The following is a 13,368-nucleotide window of genomic DNA, read 5'->3' on the forward strand; positions in this document are numbered from 1 at the left end:
GGGTCAGAGCGCCTGAATCCCCTTGAGCACGGCGCGCAGCACATCCATGTCCCGCGGACCCGCCTCGGGCGTCGGTTCGGGATCGCGGAAGTTGAGCAGGCCGTCGTCGATGAGGTCGCCGACCAGGATCTTGGTCGAGGTTAACGGCAGGTTCAGCTGCGCGGCCAGCTCGGCGATGGACTGCGGTTCGCGGGCGAGCCGCATGATGTCGGCGTACTCGGGTTCGTTGCGCCGCAGTGTCCGCGATCCGGCGCGTACCACCAGGGTGAGCATGTTCAGCTCGGGGCGGCCGCCGCCCGCGCGCCCGTTGGTGACCGCGTAGAGGCGGACGAGGGGACCGGCCTCCTCGTCGAACCAGGACTCCCGCCGGTCGTTCATGGCCGTCGCGAACCGACCCCGTCGAGCGGTTGCGGACGCGGGTCGACCGAGAGGTGCGCGCCGACGCGCTGCACGGTTTGGTTCATCTCGTAGGCGACCATGCCCATGTTCGCGTTCTCCGCGGTGAGCACGGCCAGGCAGGCATTGTCGCCCGCGGCGGTGATGAACAGCACCGCGCGGTCGAGCTCCACCACCGTCTGGCAGACCCCGCCCGCGTCGAAATGGCTGCCCGCGCTGCGCGCCACGCCGTGCAGGGTGGAGGCCATGGCGCAGAAGCGTTCCGCGTCCGAGCGATTCATCGCCGTGCTGTGGCCGAGGAGCAACCCGTCGGTGGACAGCACGACAGCGTAGCGGACATCGAGCAGCCGTTCGACGAGATCGTCTAGCAGCCAGTCGAGACTACGGGGCTTGGAGGTCGTCACCGGTGCCTTCCTGCGGGTCGGGGTTCGTTGCGGTCGGGTCGTCGACGCGGTTCAGGCGGCCCTGCCGAGTGCCGTTCTCGATGGCCGACATCAGCGTGCGCGCCTCCTCGGCGCTGCGCGGGCGTGCGCCCGCTGTGCCGCCGAGCCGAGCGGCCGGTTCGTCGGAGGCGTCGGAGCGGCGGCGTCGCGGCAGCGCCGGTCGATCGCCCTCGCCGGTCGCGGCGGGTGCGATCTCGACGGGGCTGGGAGCGGCGAGGACAGGGACGGGGGCGAAGCCGTTGAATGTCCCGTTGTTCGCCAACGCGTGCGGTTGCTGGACGGCCTGGTTGCCCCGCACGGGTGGTTCCTGGCCGGTGGCGATCACCGCCGTCGGCACCAACACGATGGCGCGCACTCCGCCGTAGTCGGATTCGGTCAGCCGCACCGAGATACCGTGTCGCACGGCCAGCTTCCCGACCACGAAGAGGCCGAGCCTGGCATCACTGGAGAGCGTGGCGACGCTGAAGTCGGGCGGGGACGCCAGCACGGCGTTGCGTTCGGCCAGTTCGGCTTCCGGCATGCCGAGTCCCTGGTCGATGATCTCGATAGCCACGCCCTTGCCGACCAGCGTGCCGGACACCTCGACCCGCGATTCCGGTGGCGAGAAGGCCGTCGCGTTGTCGGTCAGCTCGGCGATCAGGTGCATCAGGTCGGCCACCGCTGCGCCGGAGACGCGCACGTCGGGCAGCTTGCCGATCTGAATCCTGGTGTAGTCGAGGCTTTCCGCGACCGCGCTGCGCACCACCTCGATCAGCGGCACCGGATTGCGCCAGCGACGGCCGGGCTGCTCGCCGCCGAGGATGACGAGGTTCTCGGCGTTGCGCCGCGCCCTGGTGGCCAGGTGGTCGAGCTGGAAGAGCAGGTCCAGGCGTTCCGGGTCCTCCTCGTGGCGTTCGGCCTTGTCCAGCAGCGCCAGCTGGCGGTGCACCATCACCTGGTTGCGGTGCGCGATGTTGAGGAAGACCGCGGCCACGCCCGCCCGCGTCTTGGCCTCGGCGACCGCGGCCGAGACGGCCGATTGGTGGGCGCGGTTGAACGCGTCGGCCACCTGGCCGATCTCGTCACCGCCGTAGTCGAGGCGCGCGACTTCCCGCGCGTCGACCTCGGCGCCCTCGCCGAGCTGACGGATGGTCTCGGGCAGCCGTTCGTCGGCCAGCTCCAGAGTGTCGCGGCGCAGCCGCTGCATGCGGCCGATGAAGCGGTTGGCCAGCAGCAGGGCGGCGAGGAAGGCGAGCAGTGTCAGCGCGAGCACGCCGAGGCCGCCGTAGAGGGAGTTGCGCGCGATCTGCTCGCCGGTGGCCTCCGCGGTGCGGTGGGCGTCGCGGCTCTGGTCCTCCCACAGCTTCAGCAGCTGCGAGCGCACGGCGGTGGCGGACTGCTGCCATTCGCCGACGCCGAGCGGCAGCGGCGGCGGGATGTCGGCCGTGCGGGTGGTGCGGGAGGTCGACTGCCTGCCGGAACTGTCGCCGGTGGAGTTGTTCGAGGTCGAGGTATTCGGGGCGTCGGAATCGCCGGTCTTGGTGCCCCGCTGGATGATCGCGTCCTCCATCGCGGTCAGCTGCCGCCAGGTGGGACTCGCGGTGATCTCTTGCAGTTGTGCCTGCCGCTTGCCGGTCAGCACGGTGGTCGCGTAGGCGACCTCACCGCGGCCGTCGCCGACGTAGCGGCTGAACTCGGTGAGCTGTTCGGGGGTGAGCTGTTCGGTGATGAGCGCCGCCGTGCCGAGCGCGCTCGCCCGCGACACCGCTTCGGCGGCGCGCAGCGCGTGCACCGCCTTGTACAGCTCGACGGCGATCTCGGCGTCCGGCGCCACCTCGGCGGCCAGCAGCGAGGCCTGCACGATGGTGTCGATGATCTGGCTGAAGGCGAGGAAAACCTGCGCCGACGGCAAGGCGTGCGCGTCGATGCCGCCGCGCAGCGCGGGCAACTGCCGGTAGAGCACGTCGTAGCTGTCGATATCGCCCGCGAGGTCGGGACGCAGTTCGGAGGCGGTATCGCCCAGGGAATCCAGCGTGGCCAGCGCGTCGTCGGAATTCTTGCGTGCGGCAGGCAGGGTGTGGGTCGCGTCGTCGTCGCCCGCCAACAGCAGCAGCGAGGCGCGACGCTCCTCCTGGAACGCCTCGATCATCAGGATCGCCGGGGTGGTCACGGAAGTGGCCATCTCGGCCCAAGACGCCGCATTGCGACCGGTTTTCACCAGGTACGCGGTGGCGCCGATGCCGAGCGCGAGCAGGGCGACGCTCGGAATGAGGACGATCGCCAATAGTCTGGTTCGGACGCCGAGGGGGCGGGACCGCATGCCGGTCGGTAATACGCGTCTGATTCTGCTGCTTATCACCGATGTTCTTGCCTACCTCTGGGCATCGCTGCCCCCGTGCGGAACCGGCTCGTGCCAGGCCGAGAACCGGCATGGTGCCGAGTACCCCGTGTCACCCTAGTCACTGAAAGAACGGCGACGCAATAACTTTCGTCGAGCAAAGAGCAGGGTAATCGGCGATCGCGGAGTTCGGGTAACCACGGGATATATTCGCAAGTGCTACCAATGGGAATGTGGTGGTCACAATGCATTTCGCGGGGTATTTCGGGAAAACTCACGCGTACGCGGATTCGAGCGCTCGCTGCTATGCGGGAGGGAATTCGTGCTTCTCCACCGCCGAATGTTCTGACCGCGAGGCGCGTCGGCACCGGGTTCGCGGCGTCTCCGGGTGGTTCGGGCCGAGGGCGTCGCGAGACCGGCTACCGGAGCCGGTCGGCGTGCCGAGTGGTGATCGAACTCAGCAGGCGTTGCCGGTGGCCGTGCCTTCCGGATGGCGGAGCGGGTGGCCGTGCCTTCTGGATGGCGGATTCGCCGGTGTCCGACGTCGGCCCGACACGCGCGACGGCCGTGATCAGGTGATTTGTCGCAGAGTGTGATAGCGGTCATATCGATCTCGCATCATGCATAGGGGATGCCCAGCAGTGAGCGCTTCAATTGAGCAGATTGCTCAACCTTTGATCCATCTATTGTTCATTCAGCGCTTTGGGGACAGTATGTCGGCACCAAGTGCTCAACGATGCGAAGCGCCCCGATCGGGCGCCGAGCGGATGGGTGGACCGATGACCGAGCTCGCCGACCGCGATCTGATCACCGCGCCGTACGACCTCGCCGACCGCTATCGGGTCGGCTCCGGCGCCGTCGTGCTCACCGGAGTGCAGGCGATCGCGCGACAACTGGTGGAACAGCACGTGCGCGATCTGCGGGCGGGTCTGCGGGTCGGCACCTTCGTCTCCGGTTATCAGGGCAGCCCGCTCGGCGGCGTGGACAAGCTGCTCAACGGAATGCCCACCGTGCTCGCCGAACACGACATCTCCTTCGTGCCGGGCCTCAACGAGGAACTCGCCGCGACCTCGGTGTGGGGGAGCCAGGCGGAATTGCCCGCCGGGAACGCGACGCACGACGGCGTCGTCGGGGTCTGGTACGGAAAGGGACCCGGCCTCGATCGCGCGACCGACGCGTTGCGTCACGCGAATATGTACGGCGCGAATGCGCGCGGCGGCGTGCTGCTGCTGGTCGGCGACGATCCGGCCGCGAAATCCTCGACCGTGCCCGCGGTGAGCGAACGGTCGCTGGCCGCGATGAACATCCCTGTGCTCTTTCCCCGCAACGCGCGCGAGATCATCACCATGGGCCTGCACGGCGTCGCGCTGTCCCGGGCGTCCGGGTGCCTGGTGGCGCTGAAGATCGTCGCCGATGTGGCCGACGGCGCCTGGACGGTGGACGGCTCGGTCGGCGACATCGCCATCACGGTGCCCGAGATCGACTGGGAGGGCAGTCCGTTCACCTATCGGCAGCGGCCGATGGCGGCGCCGACCGACAGCGTCATCGCCGAGGCGGACCTGTACGGGCCGCGCTGGGAACTGGTGAAGGCCTACAGCACCGTCAACGAGCTGGACGTGATCGAGGTGAATCCGGCGCGCGCCAGGGTCGGCGTCGCCGCCACCGGAACCGCCTTCGACGCGATGCGCCAGGCCCTGCTCGATCTCGGCGTGGACGACGCCGCGCTGTCGCGGGCAGGCGTCCGATTGCTGCGCATCGGCATGCCGTATCCGATCGCGCCCGAGCGGGTGCGGGAGTTCGCCGACGGGCTGGAGCGGATCGTCGTGGTGGAGGACAAGACCGCGTTCGTCGAGACGCAGATCCGCGAGATCCTCTACGGCCGCGCGGGTGCCCCGGAGATCGTCGGCAAGGCCGATGCCGAGGGTCGCACGCTGTTCAGTCCCAACGGCGAGCTCACCTCGGGTCGCATCGCCGGGCCGCTGCGCCGGGCGCTCGCCGGATATCTGGAGACGAAGAGGCCACTGCCGCAGCCGCTGTCGCTGTCCGTCCTGCCCGCCAAGCGCGCGGCGTACTTCTGTAGCGGTTGCCCGCACAATCGGTCCACCGCGGTGCCGGAGGGCTCGCTGGCCGGTGGCGGCATCGGCTGCCACACCCTGGTGACCATGTCCGGCCGCACCGACAGCGCGGTCACCGGCCTGACTCAGATGGGCGGCGAAGGCGCGCAGTGGATCGGGCAGGCGCCCTTCACCGACGTGGGCCACCTGTTCCAGAACATCGGCGACGGAACCTATTTCCACTCCGGCCAGCTGGCGGTGCAGGCCTGCGTCGCCGCCGGCGTGAACATCACCTTCAAGCTGCTGCACAACGACGTCGTCGCGATGACCGGCGCGCAGGACGCGGAGGGCTCGCTCGGCGTTCCGAAACTCACCCACAAGCTCAGCGTCGAGGGCGTGCGGCGGATCATCGTCTGCGCCGACGAGCCCAAGCGCTACCGAAAGCGCGATCTCGCGCCGGGCACCCTGCTGTGGCACCGCGACCGGCTCGACGAGGCCCAGCGCATGCTGCGCGAGATTCCCGGCGTCACCGTGCTCGTCTACGACCAGCACTGCGCGGCCGACGCCCGCCGCAAGCGCAAGCGCGGCGCGCTGCCGGTGCGCCGGACCAGGGTGATCGTCAACGAGGCGGTCTGCGAGGGCTGCGGCGATTGCGGCGTCAAGAGCAACTGCCTTTCGGTCCAGCCGGTGGACACCGAGTTCGGCCGCAAGACGCGCATCGATCAGACCTCGTGCAACACCGACTACAGCTGCCTGGACGGCGACTGCCCGTCCTTCGTCACCGTCGAGCTGCCCGACCCGGCGAATCGCAAGCGGCGCAAGGAGGTTCGTCGTCCGGAGCCGCCGCGCCTGCCCGAGCTCGCGTTCGAGGCGCCGACGGGCACGCAGAACGTCTTCCTGGCCGGGATCGGCGGCACCGGCATCGTCACCGTGAACCAGGTGCTCGCGACCGCTGCGCTGCGCGCCGGATACGACGTGGCGAGCCTCGATCAGATCGGCCTGAGCCAGAAGGCCGGACCGGTGGTGTCGCACCTGCGCTTCGCGGCGGACGCGCTGGAGCCCGCCAACCGGCTCGCCCCGGCCTCCGCCGACTGCATCCTCGCCTTCGACCTGCTCGCCGCGACCGACGACAAGAACCTGGCCTACGGCTCGCCGACCGCGACCGTCGCGGTGGCCTCGACCAGCAAGACCCCGACCGGCGACATGGTCTACGACAAGTCCGTCGCCTACCCCGACGAGGCCTCGCTGCTGGCCCGGCTGGCGCGGGCGGCCAGGGTGGCGGGTTCCTTCGACGCGCTCGCCGCCGCCGAGGCGCTCTTCGGCACTACCGCGGCCGCCAATTTCCTGCTGGTCGGCGCGGCGTACCAGAGCGGGGGACTGCGGCTGCCCGCGGCGTCGATCGAGGAGGCCATCGAGATCAACGGCGTCGCCGTCGCCGCGAATATCGCCGCCTTCCGTTGGGGCAGGCTGGCGATCGCACGGCCCGCGGAGTTCGCCGCCGCCACCACGCGCAGCAAGCTCGCGGCGGCGCGGGTGACGCCGCCCGCGAACCTGTTCGACGGACTGACCGCGACCGGCGAGACGCGGCAGCTGGTGGAGCTGCGGGCGGCCGAGCTGATCGGATTCCAGAGCGTCGCGGTGGCCCGCGAATACGTAGGCACCGTGCAGCACGTCTGGGAGACCGAACGACGAGTCACCGACCGCACTGAGTTCAGCGAGCAGGTGGCGCGCGGTCTGTACAAGTTCACGGCCTACAAGGACGAGTACGAGGTGGCGCGGCGGCTGACCGACCCGGCGTTCCTGGCCGAGGTCGCCGAGCAAATGCCCGAAGGCGCGAATCTCACCTACCGCCTGCACCCGCCCGCGCTGCGGGCGCTCGGCAGGCAGAAGAAGATCGGCATGGGTCCGCGCAGCCACTTCGCGCTGCGGTTGCTCGCCAAGGGAAAGCGCCTGCGCGGCACCAAGTTCGACCCCTTCGGCTACGCGCATGTGCGCCGCGTCGAGCGAGAACTGCGCGCGCACTACCTCGGCATGGTGACCGACCTGGCCACCACCTTGGACGCAGCGGGCTACGACCGAGCCGTTCGCGCGGCGGGCCTCGCCGAGGTCGTGCGCGGCTACGAGGACGTCAAGCTCGCCAATGTCGCGACCTACGCCGAGCGGCTGCGCGAACTCGGCATCGAGCCGCCAAGGATCTGAGGCTCGTGCCGGCCCGCGCCGGTATCACTGCACCAGGCAGGCGCTTCCGACGTTGATGCCGTTGCCCACCTGGATGGTCAGGCTGGTCTCCTCGTAGTCGCCGACGACCAGCTTCGCTGTAAGGACGTGGGCCCCGGTAGAATTCAGGGTCCACGTCGGCGTGACGGTGTCGCCGTTGACGGTCTTGGGCCGCCGGCGCGAAAGTGCGCCCGCAACTTCGATCTTGATGAAATCCGTTGTGCGACACAAGGCGCCGGAAATCGTTCGGCTCCGATCCGAGCCGTCGCGTAGCGGCCCGGACGGTCGGTCCGCAACCCCTTTCGTGCCGGGAAATACGCCTCGTGAACTGCGATATTCGTGGTCTACTTGTAGCGAACACCGCCGGTCAGCGTTCGCCGCTGCGGCGGGCGGGGACTATCCGGGGGACGGATATCATGGCGCCGATCAAGGTTCTGGTGGTAGGGGACGGGCGATCGTCCGCGCGAGCGCGAAAGGGCATCAGCTTCGCCGGCGGAGTCGATCGCAACCGCGATGCCTTCACCGTCACGGAGTTCGTCTACCTCTTGGAGCACGCTCCGGCACAGGACATTTCGGTGCAGACCGCGCATCGAAGCGACGACCCGAATGCCGCCTTCCCGAACTTCGACTTCCGATCGGAGCGTCTGCGCGACTACGACGTGTTGTGGCTGTTCGGATTCGAGGGCAACAACGACGGCGCCGTGCACGGGACGCCGATCGCCGACGGCGAGGTCGCGGCCGTCTTCGATTTCATGAACGCGGGCGGAGGGGTCTTCGCGACCGGTGACCATTCCGGCATGGGCTCGTTCATGTGCGGCCGGATACCTCGGGTGCGCACCATGCGTAAGTGGTTCGGTGTGGAATATCGGCCCATCGACGCGCCGACGCACGCGCTCGATTGGCGCGGCGAGGTCGTGACGGCGGCCAATTGGCCCGCCAAGTCGGTGCCGGGTGGGCTGGACCGCGCCGACACGCTGGTCTTCAATCCGCGCGGCGGGATCGCCGCGGACGGCACCCTGGTGCGGGACACGGAGTCGCTGTACCAGTTCGACAACCAGTCCGACGACATCGCCCAGACTCTCGTCCTCGACGCACCCGTCCACGACATCCTGCGGCGTGCGGACGGCGCGCCCATCACCCGGTTCCCTGATCACATGCACGAGGGTGAAGTGGTGACGCCGGCCGATCTCGAAGCGGTCGTCGCACCGCGCGACACCCCGGTGCCGGAGTACCCCTCGGCCGACGGTGTGCGACCCGCGCCGCGCGTCATCGCCACCGGGACCGCGACAGCGGGCCACTCGGTCGCCCTCACCGCCGACCCGTGTCTGTCCGCCGATCCGCCCGGCGACCCGGCGCCCTCGGTCGCGATGACCCTCGGCATCCTGTGCGCCTACGACGGTCTTCCGGCGGGGGTGGGCCGGATCGTCACCGACTCCTCGTTCCATCACTACGTCGACGTGAACCTCATCGGTGACCCCTGCGGCTCGACACCGGATCGCCGCCGCGGGTTCGGTGTGCCCTACCACCCACCCGTACCGGGAAGTGTGCTCGCCGATCTCGGGACGTGCTACGTCAACACCGTGCGGTGGCTCGCCGGATCGGGGTAGGAGTCGTCGCGCGCCGAGGACAATACGAGAAAAGGCTCAGGCCAGAGAGATCGAATCTCTCTGGCCTGAGCCGTTTGTAGCGGGGACAGGATTTGAACCTGCGACCTCTGGGTTATTTGCCAACCGGATTGCGGTCTCTGAGTCACGCCTCGTCCCGTATGCGCTGGTCAGCGGGTCCGGGCGCGAGATCGGCATCCGCTCGGTTCTACATGTCTCGGCCGCGTATCTATGCGTTTCATTCCAATCCGTTCCCATCCGGTGCGCTGGAATCGGGATCGCGGCCTATCTGCGGTTGCCGGAACAAGTGACTTCGCTACGGCGCTGCCGTGCGTCGATGCGCATGTCGCCCACTGGAATGCTGCACGCGCTGTCCGGCGGCATCCGGCGCAATCGGGGCCTGGACTCGCGTAGCTGTCCCCGAACGGCGCAGCTGTGTTGGCCTGTCGATTCATGGTACGAATCCGGACGCGGCCCCATCAACTCTCATGTTGATCGGAATCTTCAAGTCAGCGTTGCCCGAAGGGGCGAGCTACAACTTGCTGTCAGATCATCGGAGGTTTGTCCGGCCGGAGTTCCCCCCGAATCCGATCGTGTCACCTGACAGAGGACTCGTGCACCAGTTTCGTGCCCAACGCTGTTTGCGCTCGCGGTCACGGTTGATCCAATCCCGGCCCTCGGTGGCCACTGCTTCCAATACCCGTAGCGCGCTGTCGAACCCCGCGGCCGGCACGAACGCCACGTCCTCGAGCTCGTCGTCCTCCCCGGGCGGTTCATCGCCTGTCGCTCGGCCGTTCTCCCGGACTTCGGCGATACAGGTGCCGTTGAGCAGAATCAGCCGAAAGACCCGGCCAGCGCGGTTACCCACCGATGGGCTGCCGTCGGCCCGGAAAGTGCGGACACCTTTCTCGGTGACCGAGGCCGAAGCCACAGCATCGTAGGTGCACATCTGGTGCTGCTCGTTCCGCACGTCGCCTGTGGTGAGGTTCAAATAGGTTCGTGTGGTTCGCATTCCGAACTTGGTCAACAGGAAGATGTAGACCATATACGCCTCGTATCGCGGCGGCCCGCCGATGATCCTGCTCCTGCGCGCGAAGGGAGCCCGCTCGGTCAGCACCACATACGTGACCAGGTCACGCTCACGAAGATTCGCCCGCCGCAGCGCCTCGTTCTTGAGATGGGCCTTGTCCAGGGCCAGCCAGCGCTCCATCTCCAAATCACTGGGCCGGTCGGCAAGAACCCCGCGCCATCGGTGATGCTCGGCCTGCTCGCCGTCGAACACCATCTCGGCATCCTGTGCGAGAAGACGCTGCGTCCGAGACACCGAGACGATCCGGGCGACGCCGCCGATACCCCACCAGCCGCCGACACCAAGCAGGAACGCCCCGTACTCTCCGACGAGCACCAACACACCCAAAACTGCCACCCACACTATTGCGCCGACGGTCCGAAAGTTAGCCGCCCGCTGCGCTTCGGCTGGCCGCGCCGGTGGATAGTCGAATCCTTGGCCGATGCGAAGGACATGCCACCGGATCAGCCATTGCAACTCGAAAGGGTGGCATTCGTAGTGGCCGTACTGCTGTTGCAACCTGCGCTTGAGATATCCTCGATAGCCCTCTGTGGTTTCCCATAGGCCTTCGGGATTCCACGCCCGGAAGCACTGGTCGACCAGTTTGTCGAACTTACCTTCCTGCTGGTAGGGCTGTGGCTGGCGATGGGCCCACACGTTGTGCACATGCCTTGTGTGGGTCTGCCAGACGGTCGTGCAACGCACCGCCACGTAGCCCCCGGCCACGACGAGTGCCACTCCGGCCACGGCGCTGGCCGTGACCTCACCGATCAGCATGGTCACGATCGCCGAAACCGTTGCCACCGAGCCGAGGACGGCATCGCGCCAGTCGGTGGCGGTGGCCGGAGCAGGCGCTGTTACCCATCTCCCGGGCGGTCGTGGATCGGCTTCGAAGAACTTCCACGCCCGTCCGACGCGATCGCCGCTCATCCGTTGCACTGCGACCTGGTGTTTGCGCGCAGCGGTGAGCCACTCCTGCTCGGCACCGCTGAGAATCCGGCTCAGGTGTGTGACGATCTCGTCCTGCCGATCCACGCTCAGGGCGCCGAACATCTTCAGCGGGGTCGCGAGTTCGTTCTCGATGGCCCCCTCGCTGAACTCGGCATGAGCGTAGCGCAGCAGTTCGTTGACAACCTCGAGCGCTTCCCGCCACTCGTCTCGGGTTTCTCCCGGCACCGCGTTCATGGCGTGGTGGATCTCGTCGGACAGCTCATTGGTGATTTCGGTGAACGAGCGGTCGCTGAGCACCGACAGCACGTACAGGTAGGCGCGTTCAGTGGTGGCGTGGCCCGTGTGGTGCAGGCGGCGCAGGATTTCCTCGGCCTGACGGGGATTGCCGCCGGCGAGGAAATCTCTGGCCACCTTGTGCCTGCGGTCCGGCGAGTCGTCGGGCGAGGTGTGGTAGATCGTCTCGTTGTGCTCCACGAATCTGTTGTATTGGGCACCGATCTGCTGCCCGACGTGGGCGCGGCCGGTCGCGTTGAGATGGTTGTGCACCGACATACCGGCCGCTGTGGAGTCGGGGATCATCTCGCCCCCGAGTTGAATTGCACACCGATCTGCTCGCCGACCTTTGCGTGGTCCCGTGCGGTCATCGTATTGTGGATCGGCGGCAACGACGGAGGCGTCGGCGCAGCAGACCCTGCCGTTGAATCGGGTTTCGGCTCGAGGGAAACCGCCAGCGCAACCGCGAACGCAGCAGCATTCCGCGCAGCGATGAGCTGACCGCCATCCCGGTCCGCCTCCGCCTTCCCTCCGTCGGCACGGTCGCTTATGCCGCGGACGACCGCGGCAGGCACCTGATCGGCGAGGGCCGCCGCATGCGCGAATCCCGAACCCTCCATCTCCACGGCGACCGCGTCGTTGAACGACGCGCGGATGCGGCGAGCGAGCTCCGATGTGGTGGAGTCCAAGACCACGTCTCCCACCGCGATCGGCGCGAAGGACACCTTCGGTTCGGTCGTGCGCGCTTGCTCGGGCAGCCAGTCGTGCCAACGATTGCCCCGGCATAGCCGCCGGGCTTTCTGGTCGAGCCGGTGCGATAATTCCCAGGAACGTGGCCGCACCAGAAACTCGTCATCTTCGCTGCGCCCGCCCTGATACGAGTGGACCTTGGTCGCCACTACGACATCACCGATGGACAGCTTGCCACGCAAGCCACCGGCGATGCCGACGAACATCATGACCGCAGGCGAGAATTCGGCTCGGGCGCGTTCGGTGAGCGCCGCCGCGGTGGTAGTGCCAGCGCCGGTGACCCCCACCGCTACATGATGCCCGGGGTACCCGGCGATGGTGCCTACATCGAACAACGTGCCCTTGTCGTGCTCATACACGGTGGTGTCGACCAGATGCTCCAGCACGGCGTCCTGCTCGATGTTCAGAGCGGTCAGAATCACGATCATATTTCTCCCCAACGTGATCGGAACGGAGCGTCACCTGAGACCTCCGTGGACTGACGCTATCCGCCGGATCCTTTTACGTCAATAAGACGTAAAGTAGCCGTGGAGAGGAGATACGTTATGCCCGAACGTAACTGGCCAACGACCGAAGTCGCCATCGCGGTGGACCTTGCAGTCCTGACCGTGCGCGATGACACGTTGCAGATCCTGATGGTGGAACGAGGGACCGATCCATGGCAGGGGTTGCTGGCCCTGCCCGGCGGATTCCTCGACGACACCCGCGAGGACCTGGACACAGCGGCAGAACGCGAACTGGCCGAAGAGACCGGCCTGGACCTGGACCGTGCACATCTCGAGCAGCTACGCACCTACGGCTCACCGAACCGGGACCCACGCAGACGGGTCGTGACCGTCTGCTACCTCGCCTTCATTCCCGACCTGCCGGCACCGGTAGCCGGTGGCGATGCACGTGAGGCGGGATGGATGCCCGTCAAATCACTACTGAACGCACACACCGAGCTCGCCTTCGACCACAAGCGAATCGTCGCCGACGCTGTCGAGCGCACCAGAAGCAAACTCGAGTACACAATGCTCGCCACCCGATTCTGCGCACCGGAGTTCACCATCACCGAGCTGCGCAGGGTGTATGAGATCGTCTGGGGCCAAGCTCTCGACCAGCGGAATTTTCACCGCAAGATCACCGCCGCGAAGGGTGCGTTGATTCCCACCGGAAAACAGACCAACCGCCACGGAGGCCGCCCCGCCGCCCTTTACCGTGCTGGCTCCGAATCCATCCTGTATCCAGCGATACCGCGCACAACCACCCACTCCAGCGCGAATTGAGCCGATCCGCGATCCGGATCTGTCGC

9 protein-coding genes are annotated in these 13,368 nt (G+C 67.5%); 3 read left to right on the plus strand and 6 right to left on the minus strand.

Going from position 1 to position 13,368, the window contains the following annotated elements; translation table 11 throughout:
* Nucleotides 1-3: 3 nt before the first annotated feature.
* Genes ACRWNM_RS06425 through ACRWNM_RS06435 form a run of 3 tightly spaced genes read right to left on the minus strand, consistent with a single transcriptional unit; the run spans nt 4 to nt 3,138 of the window.
* A complete protein-coding gene (locus ACRWNM_RS06425) occupies nt 4-378 on the minus strand; it encodes a DUF742 domain-containing protein (protein ID WP_431964439.1) in 375 nt (124 codons plus the stop codon).
* Nucleotides 375-800, minus strand: coding sequence for a roadblock/LC7 domain-containing protein (locus tag ACRWNM_RS06430; RefSeq protein ID WP_068061101.1), 426 nt, complete (start codon nt 798-800; stop codon nt 375-377). Before ACRWNM_RS06430 ends, ACRWNM_RS06425 begins: the two co-directional genes overlap by 4 nt.
* Nucleotides 778-3,138 carry a sensor histidine kinase gene (locus ACRWNM_RS06435; protein ID WP_431964442.1) on the minus strand — a complete coding sequence of 787 codons (2,361 nt, stop codon included), beginning with the start codon at nt 3,136-3,138 and terminating at the stop codon, nt 778-780. The genes ACRWNM_RS06430 and ACRWNM_RS06435 overlap by 23 nt, the downstream gene beginning before the upstream one ends.
* 797 nt (nt 3,139-3,935) lie before the next feature.
* On the opposite strand from ACRWNM_RS06435, the gene ACRWNM_RS06440 reads away from it, so the two are divergent.
* Complete coding sequence (locus ACRWNM_RS06440; RefSeq protein WP_431964444.1) at nt 3,936-7,409, plus strand: indolepyruvate ferredoxin oxidoreductase family protein; 3,474 nt, start codon at nt 3,936-3,938, stop codon at nt 7,407-7,409.
* Nucleotides 7,410-7,433: 24 nt separating this feature from the next.
* On the opposite strand, the gene ACRWNM_RS06445 is transcribed toward ACRWNM_RS06440, so the two are convergent.
* A complete protein-coding gene (locus ACRWNM_RS06445) occupies nt 7,434-7,658 on the minus strand; it encodes a hypothetical protein (protein ID WP_431964446.1) in 225 nt (74 codons plus the stop codon).
* 185 nt (nt 7,659-7,843) lie between these two features.
* On the opposite strand from ACRWNM_RS06445, the gene ACRWNM_RS06450 reads away from it, so the two are divergent.
* Nucleotides 7,844-9,034: a hypothetical protein gene (locus ACRWNM_RS06450; RefSeq protein WP_431964448.1), complete on the plus strand. Its 1,191-nt coding sequence runs from the start codon at nt 7,844-7,846 to the stop codon at nt 9,032-9,034.
* 547 nt (nt 9,035-9,581) lie between these two features.
* On the opposite strand, the gene ACRWNM_RS06455 is transcribed toward ACRWNM_RS06450, so the two are convergent.
* Nucleotides 9,582-11,603 carry a hypothetical protein gene (locus ACRWNM_RS06455; protein WP_431964450.1) on the minus strand — a complete coding sequence of 674 codons (2,022 nt, stop codon included), beginning with the start codon at nt 11,601-11,603 and terminating at the stop codon, nt 9,582-9,584.
* Nucleotides 11,604-11,626: 23 nt separating this feature from the next.
* Nucleotides 11,627-12,502, minus strand: coding sequence for a hypothetical protein (locus ACRWNM_RS06460; RefSeq protein ID WP_431964452.1), 876 nt, complete (start codon nt 12,500-12,502; stop codon nt 11,627-11,629).
* Between the two features lie 117 nt (nt 12,503-12,619).
* On the opposite strand from ACRWNM_RS06460, the gene ACRWNM_RS06465 reads away from it, so the two are divergent.
* Complete coding sequence (locus tag ACRWNM_RS06465; protein ID WP_431964454.1) at nt 12,620-13,342, plus strand: NUDIX hydrolase; 723 nt, start codon at nt 12,620-12,622, stop codon at nt 13,340-13,342.
* The last annotated feature ends 26 nt before the right edge of the window (nt 13,343-13,368 follow it).

It is taken from the genome of Nocardia sp. bgisy134, assembly GCF_965341865.1.
Lineage (GTDB): Bacteria > Actinomycetota > Actinomycetes > Mycobacteriales > Mycobacteriaceae > Nocardia.